We start from the raw sequence: 21,776 nt of genomic DNA, 5'->3' as shown, positions 1-21,776 counted from the left end.
ACATACACGATGAACCCGCGCACGCGCCTGCGGTGCCGCCGCGCTTCATCGGACGCTTGGATGGACGGGCCGCGCATCAGGGCAACGCGAAGACGAGCACGCTGTTGCCGCGCTTGTAGTCGAGTTGCGTGTTGCCGCCCGCCGCGACCGCGATGTACTGCTTGCCGTTGACCGTGTACGACACGGCCGGCGCATTGACGCCCGCGCCGCACTGGAACTCCCAGAGCTTGCGGCCGCTTGCGGCGTCGAAGGCGCGGAACAGGCCGTTGCCTTCGCCGTTGAAGACGAGCCCGCCCGCGGTGGCGAGCACGCCGCCGATGAGCGGCTGGTCCGTCTTGAAGCCCCACGCGATCTTGCCCGTATCCACGTTGACCGCGACGAGCCGGCCCCATTGCTGCTCGGACGGGATCACCTTGAACGCGCCGCCCAGCCACAGCTTGCCGCCGGGATACGCGGCTTCCTCGACCTGATACGTCATCGGCTGATGCAGATTCGCGGCATACGCCATGCGCGTCTTCGGACTGAACGCCATCGGCGACCATTCCACGCCGCCGTTCGCGCCCGGCAGCATGCGCGCGCCCGTCGGCGTCGGCAACGTCCACACACCTTCTTGCGGAATCATCGCCTCGGAAACGCGAATGAGATGCCCGTCGCGGCGATCGTGCACGTAGACGAAGCCCGTCTTGCCGCCGTGGATGATGCCGGGCACCGTCTGCCCGTTCTTGTCCTTCACGTCGGCGAGTATCGGCGGGCTCACGGCGTCGAGGTCCCACACGTCATGCGCGATGTACTGGTAGTGCCACTTGTACTTGCCGGTGTCGAGATCGACGGCGACGAGCGAATCCGTGTACAGGTTGTCGCCGGGACGAATCGCGCCGTACAGGTCCGGCGACGGATTGCCGACGACGAAGTACACCGTGCGCGTCGCGCGATCGACCGCGGGCGCCATCCATACGCCGCCGCCGAGCGTCTTGTAGAAGTCGCCGCCCTTGTCCGCGAGCGCCTTCTTTTCCGCCTCGATGTCGCGCTTCATGTTGCGGCCGGCCGCGTCGTTCTCGGCCCACACGCCCTCGCTGCTGGTGTCGGGGATCGTATAGAACGTCCACAGCAACTGGCCCGAGTTCGCGTCGAATGCCTTCACAAAGCCGCGTATGCCGTATTCGCCGCCGTTCGTGCCGATCAGCACCTTGCCGTCCACGACGACGGGCGCCATCGTCTCCGAATACCCATCTTCGGGATCGGCGATCTGCGTGGACCATGCGACGTTGCCGGTCTTCGCATCGAGCGCGACGAGCTTCGCGTCGAGCGTGCCCATGAAGAGACGGTCGCCGGCAATCGCAACGCCGCGGTTGTTCGGTCCGCAGCAGAAGGTCGTGACCGGTCCCATCTTGTGCTTGTAATGCCAGAACTCCTTGCCTGTGACCGCGTCGATCGCGTAGACGTGGTTATAGGAGGTCGTGAGGAACATCACGCCGTTGGAGACGATCGGCGCGGTTTCCATCGACTCCATCACAGCGGTCTGAAAGACGAAGACGGGCTTGAGCTTCGTCACGTTCGACGCATTGATCTGCGACGCGGGCGCGTAGCGCGTCTGCGCATACGATCCATTCGAATGCAGCCACGATGCGCTGTCGCTCGCGGCGGCGTCGAGCTGTTGTTGCGAGACGGGACGCAGCGACGCGGGCACGGGCGAAGCCTGCGTGGTATTGCTGTTCTGGATTTCGTCGGCGGCGCGCGATACCGGCGATGCAAGGATCGCGAAAGCGCCGAGAGCGCCGAGAGCAACGAGGGACATGTGCGACATGCGGGAAAAACCGGCCATGACAGTCTCCCAAATCGTTCTTGTTGTGCGGCGGGGCATGCGCTGCCCCCTCATCGCCCGAAGAAGCATAGGCAATAGAAGAGCGCATTACCAGCGCCAGCGTTGCACGAATGTGAGGCGCGAGACCAAAGCGGTTTTTAGTCGTATGGATCGGATGCCGTATCATCGCGCCCACTCGTTGCAATGCACCGCTTGCCTGCGCTCATGCTTTGGCCTATCCCTTGACTTGCGTGCCGCGCGTTTCGCCATTCATCCCGATATCCACGCACCATGCCAACATCATCCAACGGGCAGCCGAACCTGAACCCGCGACAGCCTGTCGACATCGCCCGCATTCTGCTCGTGATCGCGATTCTCTCGGCGCTCGCGGCCGGCAGCCTCTATATCCTGCGCCCGTTCCTGCCGGGTCTCATCTGGGCGACGACGATCGTCATCGCGACATGGCCGCTCATGCTCGCGGTGCAGCGCCGCTGCGGCAACCGCCGCTGGCTCGCCACCGCCGTGATGCTGCTCGGGCTGCTGATCGTGATCGTGGTGCCGCTCTATCAGGCGATCTCGACGCTCGCGCTGCACGGCGGCGAAATCATGTCCGCGATCAAGAGCCTGCCGACCTACGCGCTGCCTCCGCCGCCCGCCTGGGTGCGCGACGTTCCGCTCGCCGGCCAGCGCGTTTCGACGGAATGGCAATCGCTGTCCGACGCCGGCCCCGGCGGACTGCTCGCCAAGCTCGAGCCTTACGCGACCATCGCCGCGCGCTGGATGCTCTCGCACGCGGCCGTCGTCGGCGTGTTCGTGATGCATATGGTCATCACGCTCATCATTTCGGGCATTCTCTACGTTCGCGGCGAAGCGGCCGGACGGTTCGTCGAGCGTTTCGCGGCGCGCGTCGCGGCGCAGCGCGGCGCGGAAGCGGTCAAGCTCGCGGGACTCGCGGTGCGGGCGGTCGCGCTCGGCATCGTGGTGACGGCGGTCACGCAGTCCGCGCTCGGCGGCATCGGCTTGTGGATTGCCGGCGTGCCGGCGGCGGGCGTCATCACCGCGGTCATGCTGATGCTGTGCCTCGCGCAGATCGGGCCGCTTCTGCCGTTGCTCGGCGGCGTCGCGTGGCTTTTCTGGCACGGCTCGCATGTCGCGGCGGCCTTGCTGCTCGTGTGGTCGCTGATGATTGCGATGCTCGACAATTTCCTGCGGCCGCTGCTGATTCAGCGCGGCGTCAATTTGTCGATGCTGCTGATTCTTTCGGGCGTGCTCGGCGGCATGTTTGCATTCGGAATAGTCGGATTATTTATCGGCCCCGTTATTCTCGCCGTGACTTCCGCCATTCTGAATGCGTGGATTAACGAGCAACCGTCGATACCGCAAGTGGACGCAATGACGAACGAGGAAATCGTCCGTCCTGCGTCGGACGCCGGTCTCGCGGACGCTTCGCGGCGGCGCCCGTGATTATCTCGTAAATGGATTTTCACAATTCAATCTCGCGATAATCGGAATCATTCCAAGCCGGCTTCGGACTCTTACTAAAAAAGCCTTTCCCGTCCGTTGCATACCGTGTTTCACAGTAATTTGCCGCAACGAATCCGTTACAATGCGGTTCTTTGATCTTTTGCCCGCTTGAGGGCGTAGGGGAATGACCATGTCTCTGCGCGACGTGGACGCCATCGATTACATCGGAGTCAATATCCTGTTCAAGCAAGTCTATGTCGGCGTTTTTGACGACATGGACTGGAACGACGAAGAACGGCATCAGGAATTGCTGACGAAGAAAATCGACCGCTACACCCGATATATCCGCTCGGGTGAATTGCTCGCTCATTATCCGCATGTGCGCGGTTATCAAATCGTTATCGAATATGTTTCGATGCACGCAATGACCGCGTCCGCCGCCGCATTCTGGAGAACGCGCGAACGCGTGATTCGCGCCGCGGGTTTCAGCGTGCGCACGCGCGGCGTGGACGTGCGGCGCTCGCTTGGACTGAAGGTCGAGGAACCGGTCGAGTTCACGGTCGAGGAGGAAGTGGCCGAACTCGTGGAGCCTCCCGCGCTGGGCGTGCTCGACGTACTCGACGTACTGGAAGCGCGCCGGGTGCCCGATGGACAACCCGAACGCAAGCTCGCGGAAGTCACCGACATTTCCTCTCTGCCGCCGCTCGTCTCGCAGCAGCGCCACGCGAAGACGCTGCCCATTCTGACGCGGCTTTCGCTGCGCCGCGCGGCGATGATGTAAGCCAGGCGCAGCTTTCGAACGAACCGGTTTGAACAGCAAAGCGGTGAGGCTCAACGAGCCTCACCGCTTTTTTTCGCTCCGCGTTCGATGCGTTCGACGCGAGCGGTCACTTGCCCATGCTGAGCGCGGAAGCCGCAATCGACGGCACCGAGATGCCGTTGCTCTTCGCATACTGCACCGCCTGCGTCAACGTTTGCACGAGAGACTGCAATTGTCCCGGCGCGGATTGCGCGATATACGTCGCCGCCTGCGCCGTGCCCGGATTGGACCCGGCCTGCAATAGCGACGACATGCTCATCGAGTTCTTCACCGCGCCCAGGTCGGACTGAAGCCCCGCGTACTGCTTGACGCCCTGCCCGAGCGACGCCAGCCCGTCCGTGAAAGTCTGCTTGCTCGCGGCGGTCGGCGGCGTCGTCGACTTGTTGGTAAACGCCTGCATCAACGATTGCGAAACGCTCTGCTGCGTGCCGCCGAGTTGCGACAGCACGCTCGCGTCCGGCGCGCCGCCGCTCGTCGCGCTCGACAGCATGCCCGCCGCCGATTGCGCCTGACTCGCGACGCTCGACATGCCCATGGCCGAGGCGAGGCTCGATTGTCCGCTCAGCACTTGCTGGTTCGCGCCGACATAGTTCGTCACGAGCGAGCCGAGCGCGGACGGCTGCGCGGCGTTGTCGCCGCTTTGTCCCGACGACTGCGACTTGTTGCCGAAGCCGAACTGCTGAAGGTTGATTTGTGCGTAAGACGCGGCCGGCGTCGCGAGCGCGCCTGCGATGGCTGCCGCGAGAAGCGCGTTCCGTAGCGACCGATTCGGCATGATCGGGTTCCTCCCTGAATTGATCCGACGTGAATGAGCCCTTTCGACCGGCGCTCGTTCAGACGGTTCGCCTCGCGGCCGCTCCGTTACATTTGCTTTCGATTCATTTCGCGGATTGCGACGCATCGGGTTTCCGTAGCTCCGGAAAGTCGTCTTCCCAGAACTCGAATTCACCGCGCGCGCCGTCTTGCGTGCGCGCCGCTTCCTGCCTGCGCAGATCGACGCGCCGGATTTTTCCGGAGATGGTCTTCGGCAATTCGGCGAATTCGAGACGGCGGATGCGCTTGTACGGCGCGAGCCGCTCGCGCGAAAACGCGAACACGCTGCGCGCGAGTTCCGGCCCGATCGTGAAACCGTGGCGCAGCGTGACGAACGCTTTCGGCACCGAAAGCCGCAACGGATCAGGACTCGGCACGACAGCGGCTTCCGCGATCGCCTCGTGTTCGATCAGCACGCTTTCGAGTTCGAACGGGCTTAGGCGGTAATCGGACGATTTGAACACGTCGTCGGCGCGGCCCACGTAGGTGAAATAGCCGTCCGCCGCGCGCGACGCGACATCGGACGTGCGATAAAAACCGCCGCGCATCGCGTTTTCCGTGGCGGCGGGATTATCGGCGTAACCGGTCATGAGACCGAGCGGCGGCGGATCGAGAACGAGCGCGATCTCGCCCTCGTCGGCGGGGCGACCTTCCGGATCGAGCAGCGCGACGCGGTAGCCGGGCAGCGGACGCCCCATCGAACCGGGGACGAGCCGCTGGCCCGGCGAATTGGCGATCTGCGCGGTGGTCTCCGTCTGACCGTAGCCGTCGCGGATCGGCACGCCCCACGCGGCCTGCACGCGCTCGACGACTTCCGGATTGAGCGGCTCGCCCGCCCCGACGATCTCCCGCAGCCTCACGCGGTACGACGCGAGCGGCTCCTGCACCAGCATGCGCCAGACGGTCGGCGGCGCGCAGAGCATCGTGACTTCGTGCTCGACGAGCGCATCGAGCGTGCGGGCGGCATCGAAGCGGCTGAAGTTATAGATGAAGACGCACGCCTGCGCGTTCCACGGCGCGAAAACGCAACTCCACGCGTGCTTCGCCCAGCCGGGCGAACTGATGTTCCAGTGGACGTCGCCCGGTTGCAGCCCGATCCAGTACATCGTCGAAAGATGGCCGACCGGATAGCTTTCGTGCGTATGCGCGACGGGCTTCGGCTTCGACGTCGTGCCCGACGTGAAGTACAGAAGATACGGATCGCGCGCCATCGTTTCGGCGTCCGGAACGAAATCCGGCGATGCGTCATACGCGGCTTCGTAGGCGAGCCACCCTTCGCGCGCGCCGCCGACGGACAGCTTCGCGCCCGCGATGTCGATGCCATCGAACTTGTGCGTTTCGCCCGCATCGGCGACGACATGCTGCACGCGCCCAAGCGCGATGCGCTCGCGCAGGTCGCCGCTCGCCAGTTGCGTCGTGGCCGGCAGCACGATCGCGCCGAGTTTCATCGCGGCGAGCATCGTTTCCCACAACTCGACGCGGTTCGGCAGCATCAGCAGGATGCGCTCGCCGCGCTTCACATCGAGCGCGCGCAGGTGATTCGCGACGCGCGCCGAGCGCTCGCTCATCTGCACGAAGCTGAAGACCGTCTTCTCGCCGCTATCCGCGACGATGCACAGCGCGGGCGCATCGTTGGCGCGCGCCATCGGATCGAAATAATCGAGCGCCCAGTTGAAGCGATCGAGCACGGGCCACTTGAACTCGCGATACGCGGTGTCGTAATCGGTGCGATGACGCAGCAGAAAATCTCGTGCTTCGATGAACGGCGCGGCTCGATTCATGGCGTCTCCTCGTGAACGTACCGCTAGACGTGCCGCGCGATCACCATGCGCTGCACCTCGCTCGTGCCTTCGTAGATCTGCGTGATGCGCGCGTCGCGGTAATGCCGTTCCACCGGATAGTCCTGCAGATAGCCGTATCCGCCGTGAATCTGGATGGCATCCGAGCACACGCGCTCGGCCATTTCCGATGCGAAGAGCTTCGCCTGCGATGCCTCCGACAGGCAAGCGATGCCTTCGGTCCGCATGCGCGCCGCGTGCAGCACCAGAAGGCGCGCGGCGTTGATCTGCGTCTGCATGTCGGCGAGCATGTTCGCCACCGATTGATGCTCGGCGATCGGCTTGCCGAACTGCACGCGATCCTTCGCGTAGGCGCGCGCCGCATCGAAGGCCGCGCGCGCAATGCCGAGCGCCTGCGCCGCAATGCCGATGCGCCCGCCTTCCAGATTCGACAGCGCGATCTTCAAGCCTTCGCCGCGCTTGCCGAGCAGGTTCGCGGCGGGAACCGCGCAGCCGTCGAAGGTGATCGGACACGTATCCGACGCGCGGATGCCGAGTTTGTGCTCTTGCGGCCCGACGTTGAAGCCCGGCGTGTTCGTCGGCACGATGAAGGCGGAAATGCCGCGCTTGCCAAGTTCGGGATCGGTCACGGCGAACACGATCGCGACCCCCGCGCGACGCCCGTTCGTCACGAACTGCTTGCTGCCGGAGATGACCCACTGGCCGTCGCGCTCGACGGCCCGCACGCGCAGATTGTTGGCTTCCGATCCCGCTTGCGGCTCGGTCAGGCAAAAGGCGCCGATCACTTCGCCGCTCGCGAGCTTCGGCAGCCATTCGGCCTTTTGCGCATCGGTGCCGAAAGCGAGTATCGGCCCGCAGCCGACGGAGTTGTGCACGCTCATCATCGTCGCGCACGAGGCGCAGCCGGCCGCGATTTCTTCCATCGCGAGGGCGTAGGCGGTGTAGTCGCTGTAAGTGCCGCCGAGTTCGGCCGGCACGATCATCCCGAGCAAGCCCAGCTCGCCCAGTTGACGCACGACGGCGTCCGGAATCGCGCCGTCCTTGTCCCACTGGCCCGCGTTCGGCGCGAGCGCTTCGGTGGCGAACTGGCGCGCGGCATCGCGAATCATGCGCTGCTCTTCGGTGAGAAATCTGTCGATCATGGTTGAACCCGCAAAGGGCGTCGTCGGTGGTTCGGATACACTTCTTCGCCGATATCGGCGGCTCTCGCGAGTCTAGGCAATCGCCCGCCCCCGGCCGATGACCAGAACGATCACGCTAACCGAGCGCTTTCGCCACCTAGTGACAACCCCAATCCGCCGAACGCACGTCGAGCGCGATTCGATCGCCGCGAGCCTCGTCGACGCGGCGCTGCGCTGTGCCGAAGCGCGCGGCATTGCACGCGCGACGCTGCTGGATGCCGCGGACATCGCGCCCGCCGCGCTCGATTCGCCGCGTGCGCGCGTGTCGCCCGCGCAGTACGGCAAGCTGTGGCACGCGATCGCGGATGCCCTCGACGACGAATTCTTCGGCCAGGACCCGCATCCGATGCGCCGCGGCAGCTTCGTGCTGATGTGCCATGCGGCGCTCGGCGCCCGCAACGGCAAGGAAGCGCTCGGGCGCATCGCGGGCTTCATGCGGCTCGTGCTCGACGCGCTGACGTTCGAGCCGCATATCGACGAGGGGCGCGTGCGCATCGTCCTTCGCGATGCGAACGCGCCCAAGACGATGTTCGCCTACGCGACCGGTTTCATCCTCGTGTATGGCTTGCTGTGCTGGCTCGTCGGCAGGCGCATTCCGGTGCTCGCGGCGCACTTTCGCTGCGCTGAGCCCGCCGATAGCGACGAATATCGCCCGATGTTCTGCGACGCGCTCTGCTTCGATCAGCCGCAAACGTTCGTGGATCTCGCGCCCGAATGCGCGACGCTTTCCGTCGTGCAGTCGGCATCGACGCTCAAGCTGTTTCTGCGCGACGCGCCTGCGAATTTCATCGTCAAGTATCGCAATCCGGATTCGCTCGCGGCGCGCATCCGGCAGCGCCTGAAGTCGATCGCGCCCGCCGACTGGCCCGAGGCGGACGGCATCGCGGCGGCGCTGAATATGGCGGAGGCTACGCTGAGACGGCGTCTCGCGCGCGAAGGCTCGACGCTGCAGGCGATCAAGGACGCGCTTCGGCGCGATCTCGCGATTTCACGCCTCGCCGATACGAACGAAACCATCGCCGACATCGCCGCCGCGCTGGGCTTCGCGGAGCCGAGCGCGTTCCGGCGCGCGTTTCGAAAGTGGACGGGCGTGCGCCCGGCGGACTACCGGCGCGCACGCTGAAGAATCGACTGTTATATTGGGATACGTTCGACTCACATCGCGGAGGCCCCATGACGCAAGCCAGCCAGAACGGAGCAACGAAGCAGCCGGAGCCGGTGAAGGAACAAGACGCGCTCGACGAAGCGCTCGAAGAAACCTTCCCGGCAAGCGATCCGATCGCGGTTCACCCGGAACCGGAATCGCGCGAGAAAGACGAAGCGCCGAAAAAGTAGGCGGCCTTTTCAGCTCGCGTCGCCGGCGCCCGGCTCGTCGGGCGTCGAGAGGAGCGCGACGAGTTTCTCGACGTGCTGATGCAGCAGCTTGACATGCTTGTCGATCTGTTCGAGCCGCCCGGACAGATCCGCTTTCGCCGATTCGCTCATGCGGTCGGATGCGACGAGTTCATCGGCCTTCGGCAGCATCGGCTCCACTTGCAGGAGGCCGAGCTGCCGCTCGAGCCGCCGCAAGTCCTGCGACAGCAATTCCCGGTTCTTCCTGAAGAGCAGATCGCGGCGGTTGGCTTCGGCCTGTTGCTGCGCGAGATCCGCGACGCGCCGCGTGGCTTCCGTCTGCGAAAGCAGCGGCTCCGGTCCGCGCAGCACCGAACGCTTGGGCGCGGGATGCGCGGTGCCGCGAAATATCGCGAACGGCCGTTCTTCGTCGAGCGCGCGCTTGACTTCCACGGGAACCTCGGCGGCGCTGCGCCGCTCGTCCATCCAGTGCGGCGGCAGCCCCGACACCAGCTCGATGCCGCGCACGAATTCCTCGTTGAAGTCCCGCTGCCCCGCGACGATCAGCTTCATGAACGACGGCGAGAAGTTCATCATCCGCGCAAGACGCGCGGCGCCGCCGGGCGAACCGACCAGTACGTTCAGGTTCGCTCGCCAGACGACAAACAACGTTTCGTCGAAATCTTCCATGGACAGGCTCCCTGCTGACCGATGCGCCCGAGTGCGCGCATCGCCACGGCGCGCGACGAGGCCGCGCCCATGCATATCCTGTTTCCGAGTGCCACTGCGCGCCACGCCGGGCGCATCGTCTATCGATACATACCGCATCAAACACCATACTACCGTCATCGGCAAGCCGCGCGGCAATCGATGTCCGCGCCCGGCCCGCCTCGTTGAACATACCGCGCGGACGATCGGGCGTCCGCGCGGCTGAACCTTACGGTTCGTTGCGCAAGTATCCCTCCTTGACCGGGCTCAGCATCACCCACGAGACGACGAGCGAGATCGCGCACATCACGGTCACGTACCAGAAGAACGCCGATTCGCTTCCCGCGTTCTTGAGCCACAGCGCGACATATTCCGCCGATCCGCCGAATACCGCGTTGGCGACCGCATACGACAGCCCGACGCCGAGCGCGCGCACTTCGGGCGGAAACATTTCGGCCTTGATGAGACCGCTGATCGACGTATAGAAACTCACGATGGCGAGCGCCGCCACGATCAGCACGAAGGCCATGAACGGGCTTTTCACGCCCGAGAGCGCGTGCAGCAGCGGCACGGTGCAAAGCGTCGCGAGCACGCCGAACCAGAGCATCGACTGGCGGCGTCCGATGCGGTCCGACAGCGCGCCGAACAGCGGCTGCAGCAGCATGTAGACGAGAAGCGCGCCGGTCATCACGTTGCTCGCGGTCTTCGCGTGCATGCCGGCCGTGTTCACCAGATACTTCTGCATGTAGGTCGTGAACGTATAGAAGATGAGCGAGCCGCCCGCCGTGAACCCCACGACCGTCATGAACGCGGCCTTGTGATGCATCAGTCCCGCGAGCGTGCCCGCTTCCTTGCGCTCGCGGATTTCCGCCGTCGTCGTTTCATCGAGCGAACGGCGCAAATACAGCGAAATGAGCGCCGCACACGCGCCGATGAAGAACGGCACGCGCCAGCCCCAGGCTTTCAGTTCTTCCGTCGAAAGGAAAAGCTGCAACACGACGAGCACGAGCAGCGCGGCGAGTTGCCCGCCGATCAGCGTCACGTACTGGAACGACGCAAAGAATCCGCGCCGGCCGCGCAACGCCACTTCGCTCATGTAAGTCGCGCTCGTGCCGTATTCACCGCCCACCGACAAGCCCTGAAAAAGCCGCGCGACGAGCAGCAGCAGCGGCGCCCAGGCACCGATGCTCGCGTAAGTCGGCAGGAAGGTGATGACGAGCGAGCCGCCGCACATCATCAGCACCGAGATCATCATCGCGTTGCGGCGGCCGTGTTTGTCGGCGATGCGGCCGAAGAGCCATCCGCCGATCGGCCGCATGAGGAAACCGGCGGCGAACACGCCCGCGGTGTTCAGCAATTGCACGGTCGGATTGCCGCCCGGAAAGAATGCCGCCGAGAAATACAGCGCGAGGAACGAGTAAATGTAGAAGTCGAACCATTCGACGAGATTGCCCGACGACGCGCCGACGATTGCGAAAACGCGTCGCCGGGTGTCCTCTGCGGTATATACGGGAAGATCGCTCATGAATGTGCTGGACGCTTACGTCTCTATTGGAATGAAAAGCCCGGCGCGCGTGCCGGGACGTGACGCTCTGGCGGCGTTCGGGCGCAAGTTTAAACGACGCATCGGGCATCGGCGCGCAGAAGTTGCATCGCGGATGGCGCTTGACCGCGCATTTCGATGCGCGCGGGCAAGAGCGCTCGCCGAACCGAAACGCGTCGTCGCTTACGGCGAAAGCCTTCGCGCGGCTTACGGCATTTCTGCGCAAGGCGCGCGACACTGCAACTAGGTAATTACCCGGCCAGGACACTTTATCGAGCATTTATCGATAAAGTCGCGATTCAATTCAACCGAACGATGTTCCGCGAGGTTCGCATGGACAAGCAGAAACCCGTCGCGCTCGACGAAGCGCTCGCATCGAAGTTCGCGCAAGTGGCGCTCGGCCACCTGACGCGCGAATATCCGAACAAGCTCGACCACGTTCTCGCAAGCGCTGCCGACGCGCAAAGCCCGCGCGCGCTGCATCCGATTTTCTACGGCAGCTTCGACTGGCATTCGTGCGTGCACGGCTACTGGCTGACTGCGCGCCTGTACGACTGCTTCCCCGGCTTGCCGGAGGCCGCCCGCATTCGCGCGGTCATCGACGAGCATTTCACCGAGGCGAACGTCGCGGCGGAAGTCGCGTATCTGCAACGCCCGGCATCGCGCGGCTTCGAGCGGCCCTACGGCTGGGCGTGGCTGCTCGCGCTCGCGGGCCAACTTCGCTCGATGCAATCCGCCGATGGCGCGCGCTGGGCGCGCTCGCTGCAACCGCTCGCGGACGCCTTCGTCGAGCGCTTCACCGAATTTCTGCCGAAGTCCACGTATCCGCTGCGCGTCGGCACGCACTTCAACATGGCGTTCGCGCTGACGCTGTCGCTTGGGTATGCGCGCGTCGTCGGCGATACGGCGTTCGAGCAACTGCTCACGCGAACCGCGATGCGCTGGTTCGAGAACGATGCAGGGTGTCAGGCATGGGAGCCGGCCGGGGACGAATTCCTCTCGCCCTCGCTGATGGAAGCAGTATTGATGCGCCACGTCCTGCCCGATGCGCGCTTCGCCGGCTGGCTCGATGCGTTCCTGCCGCGCCTTGCCGCGCGCGAGCCCGCGACGCTCTTCACGCCGGCCACCGTCACGGATCGCAGCGACGGCAAGCTCGCGCACCTCGACGGCCTGAACCTGAGCCGCGCGTGGTGTCAGCGCGAGATCGCGCGGGCGCTGCCGGAAGGCGACGCGCGCATCGCCGTGTTGCAGTCGAGCGCGGACGAACATCTCGCCGCGGGCATCGCGCATGTCGCCGGGGATTACATGGGCGAGCACTGGCTCGCGACATTCGCGCTGCTCGCGCTGCAGGCGTGAGCGGTATGTGACGGATGCGGTCAGCGCGGCTGGAACGCGATCACGCTCATGCCGACCAGCGCGATGGCCGCGCCGGTGATGTCCCACACGGTTGGCCGAATGCGCTCGATTGCCCAGAGCCAGGCGATCGCCACGCCGATGTAGACGCCGCCATACGCGGCATACACGCGGCCCGCGGCGGTCTCGTGCAGCGTCAGGAGCCACGCGAAGAGCGCGAGCGACAAGGCACCCGGCACGACGAGCCACGGCGAGCCGCCCGCCTTCAGCCATCGGTAAGGAAAGTAACAGCCCCCGATTTCCGCTATCGCGGTCACGACGTAGAGCAGGAAGGTTTTCATCACGAAGCGCGCGTTTCGACGGAGCCGCATTATCGGGCGCGCCGCGACGTTGCGCCGCCTCGCCGCGCTGACGACAATGTCGCCCTTCTCTTCGCCTTTCTCCTCGTCTTTCTTCTGCCGACGCGACCACGGACCCGCACTTGACCTCTTCCCCTGACGCTTCACAATCTGCCGCCCTGCCCGTGCGCTGGCATCGGCGCGTGCTGACGCTCGCGCTTCCAATCGTGCTCGCCAATCTGACGCAGCCGATTCTCGGCGCAGTCGATACCGCCGTCGCCGGCCATCTCGATGGTCCGCAGTATCTCGGCGGCGTCGCGCTCGGCGGCCTCGTGTTCAGCTTCGTGTTCTGGGGCTTCGGCTTTCTTCGCATGGGCACGACCGGACTCGTCGCGCAGGCGTTCGGCGCCCGCGATGCCGTCGCGCTGCGCGCAAGCCTGCTGCGCGCGCTGATGCTGGCGCTCGCGATCGGCGTGGCCGTGCTCGTGCTGCAGGCGCCCATCGTCCGTTATGCGCTCGTCGCGCTCGGCGGCAGCGCGGCGGTGCAGCAAACCGCGAGCACGTATTGCCACGCGCGCATCTGGGCCGCGCCGTTCGCGCTCGCCAATTACGTGGTGCTCGGGTATCTGCTCGGCTGCCAGCGCGTGCGCCTCGCGCTCGTCGTGCAGGTGTTCATCAACGCGATGAATGTGGTTGCCGTGCTGCTCTCCGTCTACCGCTTCGGCTGGGGAATCGCGGGCATCGGCGCGGCGACTGCGTTCGCGGATTTTTGCGGCTTCGCGCTGGGTGTCGCGCTGCTCTGGCGCTTGCGGGAACGCGGCTTGGCGCCGCTCGGGGTCCGCGCGCTTTTTGACGGGCATGCGATCAGGCGGCTCGTCGCGATCAACCGCGACATCTTCATCCGGACGCTGTGTCTGCTCGGCGCGTTCGGCTGGTTCGCGCATCTGGGCGCGCGTCAGGGCGATGCCCTGCTCGCCGCGAACGCGCTGCTGCTCAACTTCCAGACGTTCACGGCCTACGGACTTGACGGCTTCGCGCATGCCGCCGAAGCGCTCGTCGGCGCGGCTGCCGGCGCGCGCGACCGTCACGCGTTCCGTCAGGCCGTCAAGGTGACGATGCTGTGGTCGGTCATCGGCGCGGCGGGGTTTTCGGTCGCTTATTGGCTGGGCGGCGAGTGGATCATCGGACAGCTGACGGATCAGGCCGTCGTGCGCGCCGCCGCGCTGCGTTATTTGCCGTGGGCGGCGGTGCTGCCGCTTGCATCGGTGGCAGGGTTTCAGCTCGATGGGGTGTTTATCGGCGCGACCAGGACGCGGGAGTTGATGGTGGCGATGGGGGTGTCGTTTGCGGTGTTTGCGGTTGCTGCGTGGGCGCTTGTTGGGGCGATGGGGAATCACGGGCTGTGGATGGCGCTTACGGTGTTTATGGTCACGCGGGGTGGCGTTGGGGGTGCAGGTGGGGCGGTTGAGCGGGGGTGGGTGGGGTGGTTGAGGAGTGGGGTTGGGTTTCGAAAGTGCGGGGGCGGTGTGGGACGGTTGAGGGATCTGTATTTGCTGGGTGCCGGCGAGGTGCGGGGTGCGTGAGCGATGCCTACCTTCGATGCGCATGTTCGCCACTTGCCCGAGATCGATCTAGGGTTTGTCACTGTGAGCGCAGTCGTGTTCATCGACACACTGTCGTCGGCTGACGCACGAGTAGCTCCGCGACACGCTTCGGCCGCCCAGCCGACGCTCGGAGTAACGGAGCAATGACAGACATTCGGGAGTGTCAGAATTTCCGTGTTCAAGGCGAGGTTGAGATTCACACGGACGATCGAACGAATCGATCCGCGTAAAGGATAGCGAATTGGTTCATGGCCTGCTTCCAATCCTGAGCGGAACGACTCCACCCGGCCGTGATGTTGCGCAGGGCAAGCCAGATGAGTTTCGTGGCGGCATCGTCGGTCGGGAAGTGGCCTCGCGTCTTAATGATCTTGCGTAGCTGCGCGTTGATATTTTCAATGGCATTTGTTGTGTAAATGACCTTACGCACCGCCGGCGGGAACGCAAAGAACGGAATGACGCGGTCCCAGGCGTTGCGCCAAGCGGCGCTGACCGTCGGGAACCGTTGCCCCCACGGCCCTTCGTTAAACGCGTCGAGTTCGGCCTGCGCGGCCTCTGCGCTTGCCGCTGTGTAGATCGGTCGTATCGCCGCAGCCAGTCCCTTACGGTCCTTCCAACTCGCGTAATCAAGGCTGTTGCGAATCAGGTGGACGATGCAGGTTTGTAGCGTGGTTGCCGGAAACACGACGGCCAGTGCCTCTGGCATGCCTTTCAGGCCGTCGGTCACGGCGATCAGGATGTCGTTCACGCCGCGGGTCTTCAAATCGTTGAACACCTTCATCCAGAACTTGGCGCCCTCGGTGTTCTCGATCCACAAGCCGAGAATATCGCGCGTGCCGTCGGGCAGCACCCCCAGCGCAAGGTAGACGGCCTTGTTGCGTACCACACCATCTTCGCGAATCTTCACGCGCAAAGCATCGAAGAACACAACCGGATACATGGGCTCGAGCGGCCGGGATTGCCACGCGGTGACTTCAGCCATTACCTCGTCGGTGACCGAGCTGATGAACTCGGGCGAGACTTCCGTGCCGTACTGCTCCTGCAAGAATCCCTGGATCTCGCGTACGGTCATGCCCCGGGCGTACATGGCGACGATCTTCTCATCGAAGCCCGTGAAGCGTCGTTCGTGCTTGGGGATTAGCAGCGGCTCAAAGCTGCCGTCGCGGTCGCGCGGCACCTCGATGCGGATCGGACCGTCTTCAGTTAGAACGGTCTTGGCACTCTTGCCGTTGCGCTGGTTGTTGACGGCGGCCGGCTTGGCCGCGCCCGATAAATAGCCCAGATGATGGTTCATCTCGCCGCCGAGCGCGCGCTCAATCAACGCTTTCTTCAGCGCCATGGTCGCGGCGTTGATCGATTCCGCCGTCATCGGGCCGTTGCCGAACTGCTCAAGCAGCTCCGCTGGAATCGTCGGCAGGTCTACCGGTGGGCTCTTGGGTTTGCGAGGCATATTTTCTCCTGGGGAGCATCATATGCCTTGAACACGAAATTACTGACAGACCCAGACATTCGGCGAACCTATCCGCGTTTTTGTGGGCGAGGCGGTTAGCGGAGTTACCCGCGTGCGTTGGTAAAACGCTCTCCAAACAGAATAGCGAACTGGTTCATGGCGGAGGACCGAACCTATCCGCGTTTTTGTGGGCGAGGCGGTTAGCGGAGTTACCCGCGTGCGTTGGTAAAACGCTCTCCAAACAGAATAGCGAACTGGTTCATGGCGGAGGACCAGTCAAATGCCGCCCGTACCGACTTCGCCAGCACATTGCGCAATGCCAGCCAAAGCAGCTTGATGGCGGCCTCGTCGTTGGGGAAGTGGCCGCGCGTCCTGATGATCTTGCGCAGTTGCATGTTCAGACTCTCAATGGCATTGGTGGTGTACACCACCCGGCGTATCGCCGGGGGAAACACAAAGAACGGTGTGACGTTCTCCCATGCCCGTCGCCATGACTGCACGATGGTCGGATACTTCGCGCCCCATGGCCCTTCGGCAAAGGCCTCCAGCGCCTGCTGCGCGGCCTGTTCGCTGGCCGCCCCATAGATCGGACGCAACGCGGCGGCGACGCTTTACGGTCCTTGTAGCTGGCGTATTCCAGGCTGTTGCGGATCAGGTGCACGATGCAGGTCTGCACGGCCGTGCGCGGGTACGCTGTGCCGATCGCCTCGGCCAGCCCCTTCAGGCCGTCGACGACCGCGATCAGGATGTCCTGGCAGCCCCTGGTCTTCAGTTCATTGAACACCTTCAGCCAGAACTTCGCGCCTTCGGTCTGCTCGATCCACAGGCCGAGCACGTCGCGCTGGCCGTCGGCCTGAATGCCCAGCGCCAGATACACCGCCTTGTTGCTCACCACGCCGTCGCCACGGATCTTCACGCGCAGCGCGTCGAAGAACACCACCGGGTACATCGCCTCGAGTGGACGGCTTTGCCAGGCCAGCGTTTCAGCCATCACCTCATCGGTGACCGAACTGATGAAATCGGGTGAGACCTCGGTGCCATAGCTTTCGGCCAGAAATGCCTGAATCTCGCGCACGCTCATGCCGCGTGCGTACATGGCGATGATGCGCTCGTCAAAGCCCGCGAAACGGCGCTCGTGCCTGGGAATCAGGATCGGCTCGAAGCTGCCTTCACGGTCGCGCGGCAGATCGACCCGCACCGCGCCGCGCTCGGTGATGACGGTCTTGCCGCTGGCGCCGTTGCGTTCATTGGTCTGCTCGGCAGGCTTGGGCTGGCCGGGCCGGTAGCCCAGATGCATGCTCATTTCCGCGCCCATCGCGCGTTCGATGAGCGCCTTGTTGAACGCCAGCATCAGGTCCTGGACCTCACCGGGCGTCATCGGACCCTTCACCAGCTCATCAAGCAGCGCTTCAGGCAACTCAGGCAGCGGCCCGCGGGCCGCTGCCTGAGACGCGACGGTGCGTTTCTTCTTCATCGGCATATCCATGACTTTTACCTCTCATGATATGCCTCGCCCACGGAATTACGGATAGGTCCCATTCGGCCAAAGCCGACGCTCGCCGTTCGTCCGCCGCGCGGCTGCAGCTCGCCGCATTGCTGTCATTCGCGACGCGGCGCGGTAAAACGTCGGTATCTTCACCGGAGGTGAACGAGTCTTCACGACCCATCTCGCCCCTTCCGTAACCGATCCGCCGTCGTCGCTTTGAGCGAAAGCAGTCGCTCGTTCTTCGGCTCTACGCCGGATATAACACCGAGCGACCACGTTGTTAAGATCAATCTTCGATCATTGACTCGGTATTCTCACCGCAATCTTCAGCGCGTTTGAAAGCCGTCTCGTTAGCCCTGTTCATATTGGAAGCGGCGTCAACACTACTTCCGCTCAGCCAAGTACTGTTGAGTGAGTCTGGGTCCAGTACCGACTTGATCGTTGCGCGCTCGTAATCAAGTAAAGGGCGGCCTGAAAGGAACAAACGGCCATCTGTTAGTCGAGGCCAAAAAACGCCGATGTCTCCCGAGTTGAGGTATTGATAGATCTTGACGCCTTGAGGGGCGCCTCCGATGCTGTCGTTGGCATTAGATTTTCGCAATAAATCTCGAATGACCTCGAAAGGCTCCATGTCGAATCTGGCAGATATGGGTTGTCGCATGTCGAGTCCGTACTTTGTCTGCACCAGAATTTTTAGGCGCTCACGCATCTCTTGGGTCCATTCTTGGTCGCCAGCTATTTCGATTTTCCCCATCCCACCGAAACTGTTGCTTCCCGTGCGTTCGTCGGCAATAAAACTATCTCTTGACCCGTCGAATTGCAGGCGCCATAAACGAAAACACTTGAGCTTCCAGTCGTAGCCACCTAGCAGAAAAGTTATGTCAGGTACGTTTTCACCCTGAACAAAATTATGCACTTCACGCTGCATTTGGTTGAGAATAGTCACAAGATGCGTTTTGAATTTTGCCAAACCTAAGGCACGTGTCTCCGAGGGCAAGTGAACGTCTGCTGCTTTGATCGCCGCGATGATCATCGGGTAAGCCGGACCTATCCGTAATTCCGTGGGCGAGGCATATCATGAGAGGTAAAAGTCATGGATATGCCGATGAAGAAGAAACGCACCGTCGCGTCTCAGGCAGCGGCCCGCGGGCCGCTGCCTGAGTTGCCTGAAGCGCTGCTTGATGAGCTGGTGAAGGGTCCGATGACGCCCGGTGAGGTCCAGGACCTGATGCTGGCGTTCAACAAGGCGCTCATCGAACGCGCGATGGGCGCGGAAATGAGCATGCATCTGGGCTACCGGCCCGGCCAGCCCAAGCCTGCCGAGCAGACCAATGAACGCAACGGCGCCAGCGGCAAGACCGTCATCACCGAGCGCGGCGCGGTGCGGGTCGATCTGCCGCGCGACCGTGAAGGCAGCTTCGAGCCGATCCTGATTCCCAGGCACGAGCGCCGTTTCGCGGGCTTTGACGAGCGCATCATCGCCATGTACGCACGCGGCATGAGCGTGCGCGAGATTCAGGCATTTCTGGCCGAAAGCTATGGCACCGAGGTCTCACCCGATTTCATCAGTTCGGTCACCGATGAGGTGATGGCTGAAACGCTGGCCTGGCAAAGCCGTCCACTCGAGGCGATGTACCCGGTGGTGTTCTTCGACGCGCTGCGCGTGAAGATCCGTGGCGACGGCGTGGTGAGCAACAAGGCGGTGTATCTGGCGCTGGGCATTCAGGCCGACGGCCAGCGCGACGTGCTCGGCCTGTGGATCGAGCAGACCGAAGGCGCGAAGTTCTGGCTGAAGGTGTTCAATGAACTGAAGACCAGGGGCTGCCAGGACATCCTGATCGCGGTCGTCGACGGCCTGAAGGCTGGCCGAGGCGATCGGCACAGCGTACCCGCGCACGGCCGTGCAGACCTGCATCGTGCACCTGATCCGCAACAGCCTGGAATACGCCAGCTACAAGGACCGTAAAGCGTCGCCGCCGCGTTGCGTCCGATCTATGGGGCGGCCAGCGAACAGGCCGCGCAGCAGGCGCTGGAGGCCTTTGCCGAAGGGCCATGGGGCGCGAAGTATCCGACCATCGTGCAGTCATGGCGACGGGCATGGGAGAACGTCACACCGTTCTTTGTGTTTCCCCCGGCGATACGCCGGGTGGTGTACACCACCAATGCCATTGAGAGTCTGAACATGCAACTGCGCAAGATCATCAGGACGCGCGGCCACTTCCCCAACGACGAGGCCGCCATCAAGCTGCTTTGGCTGGCATTGCGCAATGTGCTGGCGAAGTCGGTACGGGCGGCATTTGACTGGTCCTCCGCCATGAACCAGTTCGCTATTCTGTTTGGAGAGCGTTTTACCAACGCACGCGGGTAACTCCGCTAACCGCCTCGCCCACAAAAACGCGGATAGGTTCGGTAAGCCCAGTCGGTACCTCCCGCAAAACAGATTGCCGCATCCGTCCGAGCAAACCGAAACGTCTTCTGACAGTGGTCGAATCGCTTCCCATTGCTAAGCCGGCTGTCGGAACAAAATATCAACTCCTCTGCGCCATTCTCCAAAGTGCGAACCCATGCGGCGGCGATTGTCATACATTGTTCCCCGAAATTGAAAAATTGACGTGTGCCATCTGTTAGCCAGAATTTAAAAAAATCACTCTAATCTAGGCCCGTACGCTCGGCCAGCGCGGCAGCACTGGATGAAGGGCGCTCAATCCGACACTACGGCAATGGAACGCGAAACTTGAGAACTCGCCGGATCGCCATTTTGGAATACGCCGCTGACGCTCGAACGTCCGGCCAGCACCTCCGCGACCGTTGCATGCTAGTCGACTTGTGCCCGATGAAGCCGTCCCTGAACGACCCTTAAACTGCGTTCGGGCGAAATCAACCAAGGAGACGTAATGCCTCGGTACAATGCTAATCTAGCTAGGGCCACCTGTAGTCGCTTTTTAGTGTGCGTCGCCCGGTAATATCTTAATAGGAACCTTGATGCCCGGCGTTTTCCTTGTTGGTCAAGACACGAGTCTTGTAAAGATGAACCCAGCAACGCCGCTGCAGGAAACAGAGTTGCAGGAGCTGATCGCCAGGCACCCAGCGCTGCTGGGTGGTTGCACAGCCGAAAACGAGGAGGACGAGCGCCGACTCCTGCTGGTCCGACGCGAGATGGGCGTCCCGGATCAGGAGAACGGCAATAACCGCTGGTCGATGGATCATTTCTTCATCGATCAATTGGCCGTCCCAACCCTCGTCGAGGTCAAACGCAGCAAGAACCGGGAGATCCGCAGGGAGATCGTTGGCCAGCTACTCGACTATGCGGCTAACGGCGTGGTGTATTGGCCTCAATCCGAAATCAAGGAGCAGTTCCTGCAGCAGTGTGGACCCAACGCGGAGAGCGTACTGGAAGCCTTTTTAGAGGAAACGGAGTTTGCCGAAGAGGACTTCTGGCAAGCCGTTGAGAACAACCTGCGCCGTGGCAATATTCGGCTGGTGTTCGTGGCCGACGAGTTGCCTCCGCAGCTCCGCCGGGTAATCGAGTTTCTCAATGAGCAAATGAAGGATGTTGAGGTCTTGGGCGTCGAGTTGCCGCAGTTCAAGACCTCCGATGACAAGCAGCGGGCTATCGCTCCTTCCGTTATCGGTCGCACGAGTGCAGCGGTACTGACCAAAGGGCGCGGCGAGCGCCGCAGTTACGAGCATCTGGATGCGGTGGTCGCCGACTTTCGGGCGTTGCCGGGGGTGCCGGCGGTCTCAAACCACTCCAGCCATTATCGCCAGCTTTATCTGCCGGGCATCGGCCGCAACATCCACTTCGAGTTTCTACAGTTCGTACGCAAAGGCATCCTTTGCGAGTTTCATGTCGAAACGGCGGCCGCTAACACAGACCTGGACGCGCTAATGCGCGAGCTTGATGGCACGTTATGCGCGGGCTCCAAGGTCGAGTATTTTCAACGAGGGCGCAACGGGGCTCTGCGGGTGGTTCCGCGCAATCAGCAGAACTCTACGGTTATTGCGGAGACGATGCGCGAGTTCATCCTGATCGCCCAGCCCAAACTGCATCCGGTCCTCGCCTGATCCGTCGCCGCCGCCTCTAACA

The 21,776-nt window shown here is 63.2% G+C and carries 16 protein-coding genes and 2 pseudogenes; 8 read left to right on the top strand and 10 right to left on the bottom strand.

Annotated features, from left to right (window positions below; translation table 11 throughout):
- Positions 1-76 precede the first annotated feature (76 nt).
- On the bottom strand, positions 77-1,795 hold the full coding sequence (locus LDZ27_RS15700) for a PQQ-binding-like beta-propeller repeat protein (RefSeq protein ID WP_244816902.1): 1,719 nt from the start codon (positions 1,793-1,795) through the stop codon (positions 77-79).
- Positions 1,796-2,092: 297 nt separating this feature from the next.
- Between LDZ27_RS15700 and ydiK the strand changes: the two genes are divergently transcribed.
- Both ydiK and LDZ27_RS15690 read left to right on the top strand, forming a co-directional pair.
- Complete coding sequence (ydiK, locus tag LDZ27_RS15695; protein ID WP_244816901.1) at positions 2,093-3,265, top strand: AI-2E family transporter YdiK; 1,173 nt, start codon at positions 2,093-2,095, stop codon at positions 3,263-3,265.
- A gap of 184 nt (positions 3,266-3,449) precedes the next feature.
- Positions 3,450-4,046 carry a DUF6572 domain-containing protein gene (locus LDZ27_RS15690; RefSeq protein ID WP_244816900.1) on the top strand — a complete coding sequence of 199 codons (597 nt, stop codon included), beginning with the start codon at positions 3,450-3,452 and terminating at the stop codon, positions 4,044-4,046.
- A 106-nt stretch (positions 4,047-4,152) separates the two neighbouring features.
- Here the strand turns inward: LDZ27_RS15690 and LDZ27_RS15685 are convergent, their stop codons facing one another.
- The 3 genes from LDZ27_RS15685 to LDZ27_RS15675 all read right to left on the bottom strand — a co-directional run bounded on the left by LDZ27_RS15685 (position 4,153) and on the right by LDZ27_RS15675 (position 7,836).
- A complete protein-coding gene (locus LDZ27_RS15685; protein WP_244816899.1) occupies positions 4,153-4,860 on the bottom strand; it encodes a hypothetical protein in 708 nt (235 codons plus the stop codon).
- 103 nt (positions 4,861-4,963) lie between these two features.
- Positions 4,964-6,679: an AMP-binding protein gene (locus LDZ27_RS15680; protein WP_244816898.1), complete on the bottom strand. Its 1,716-nt coding sequence runs from the start codon at positions 6,677-6,679 to the stop codon at positions 4,964-4,966.
- Between the two features lie 23 nt (positions 6,680-6,702).
- Positions 6,703-7,836: an acyl-CoA dehydrogenase family protein gene (locus tag LDZ27_RS15675; protein WP_304657615.1), complete on the bottom strand. Its 1,134-nt coding sequence runs from the start codon at positions 7,834-7,836 to the stop codon at positions 6,703-6,705.
- A 100-nt stretch (positions 7,837-7,936) separates the two neighbouring features.
- Here LDZ27_RS15675 and LDZ27_RS15670 point away from each other — a divergent pair, with 100 nt between their 5' ends.
- Together LDZ27_RS15670 and LDZ27_RS15665 are read left to right on the top strand one after the other, a co-directional pair.
- Positions 7,937-9,001, top strand: a complete 1,065-nt coding sequence (locus LDZ27_RS15670; protein ID WP_370653433.1) for an AraC family transcriptional regulator — start codon at positions 7,937-7,939, stop codon at positions 8,999-9,001.
- A 50-nt stretch (positions 9,002-9,051) separates the two neighbouring features.
- Positions 9,052-9,213 carry a hypothetical protein gene (locus tag LDZ27_RS15665; RefSeq protein ID WP_244816895.1) on the top strand — a complete coding sequence of 54 codons (162 nt, stop codon included), beginning with the start codon at positions 9,052-9,054 and terminating at the stop codon, positions 9,211-9,213.
- 9 nt (positions 9,214-9,222) lie between these two features.
- On the opposite strand, the gene LDZ27_RS15660 is transcribed toward LDZ27_RS15665, so the two are convergent.
- Both LDZ27_RS15660 and LDZ27_RS15655 read right to left on the bottom strand, forming a co-directional pair.
- On the bottom strand, positions 9,223-9,900 hold the full coding sequence (locus LDZ27_RS15660; protein ID WP_244816894.1) for a hypothetical protein: 678 nt from the start codon (positions 9,898-9,900) through the stop codon (positions 9,223-9,225).
- Positions 9,901-10,147: 247 nt separating this feature from the next.
- Positions 10,148-11,443 (bottom strand): MFS family transporter, encoded by a 1,296-nt coding sequence (locus tag LDZ27_RS15655; RefSeq protein ID WP_244816893.1) that lies wholly within the window; start codon positions 11,441-11,443, stop codon positions 10,148-10,150.
- A gap of 351 nt (positions 11,444-11,794) precedes the next feature.
- Here LDZ27_RS15655 and LDZ27_RS15650 point away from each other — a divergent pair, with 351 nt between their 5' ends.
- On the top strand, positions 11,795-12,817 hold the full coding sequence (locus tag LDZ27_RS15650) for a DUF2891 domain-containing protein (protein ID WP_244816892.1): 1,023 nt from the start codon (positions 11,795-11,797) through the stop codon (positions 12,815-12,817).
- A 20-nt stretch (positions 12,818-12,837) separates the two neighbouring features.
- On the opposite strand, the gene LDZ27_RS15645 is transcribed toward LDZ27_RS15650, so the two are convergent.
- A complete protein-coding gene (locus LDZ27_RS15645; protein WP_244817294.1) occupies positions 12,838-13,155 on the bottom strand; it encodes a YnfA family protein in 318 nt (105 codons plus the stop codon).
- A gap of 140 nt (positions 13,156-13,295) precedes the next feature.
- On the opposite strand from LDZ27_RS15645, the gene LDZ27_RS15640 reads away from it, so the two are divergent.
- Positions 13,296-14,735, top strand: a complete 1,440-nt coding sequence (locus LDZ27_RS15640; RefSeq protein ID WP_244816891.1) for an MATE family efflux transporter — start codon at positions 13,296-13,298, stop codon at positions 14,733-14,735.
- 217 nt (positions 14,736-14,952) lie between these two features.
- On the opposite strand, the gene LDZ27_RS15635 is transcribed toward LDZ27_RS15640, so the two are convergent.
- The 3 genes and pseudogenes from LDZ27_RS15635 to LDZ27_RS15625 all read right to left on the bottom strand — a co-directional run bounded on the left by LDZ27_RS15635 (position 14,953) and on the right by LDZ27_RS15625 (position 18,722).
- A complete protein-coding gene (locus LDZ27_RS15635) occupies positions 14,953-16,203 on the bottom strand; it encodes an IS256 family transposase (protein ID WP_244816890.1) in 1,251 nt (416 codons plus the stop codon).
- A 209-nt stretch (positions 16,204-16,412) separates the two neighbouring features.
- A pseudogene (locus LDZ27_RS15630) lies at positions 16,413-17,683 on the bottom strand (IS256 family transposase).
- Between the two features lie 292 nt (positions 17,684-17,975).
- Positions 17,976-18,722 (bottom strand): hypothetical protein, encoded by a 747-nt coding sequence (locus LDZ27_RS15625; protein WP_244816889.1) that lies wholly within the window; start codon positions 18,720-18,722, stop codon positions 17,976-17,978.
- A 66-nt stretch (positions 18,723-18,788) separates the two neighbouring features.
- On the opposite strand from LDZ27_RS15625, the pseudogene LDZ27_RS15620 reads away from it, so the two are divergent.
- Positions 18,789-20,057: pseudogene (locus LDZ27_RS15620) on the top strand (IS256 family transposase).
- 659 nt (positions 20,058-20,716) lie between these two features.
- Positions 20,717-21,754: a hypothetical protein gene (locus tag LDZ27_RS15615; protein WP_244816888.1), complete on the top strand. Its 1,038-nt coding sequence runs from the start codon at positions 20,717-20,719 to the stop codon at positions 21,752-21,754.
- Positions 21,755-21,776 lie beyond the last annotated feature (22 nt).

Origin of the sequence: Caballeronia sp. Lep1P3 (genome assembly GCF_022879595.1) — a bacterium.
Taxonomy (GTDB): domain Bacteria; phylum Pseudomonadota; class Gammaproteobacteria; order Burkholderiales; family Burkholderiaceae; genus Caballeronia.
This window is presented reverse-complemented; position numbering and strand designations above follow the sequence as displayed.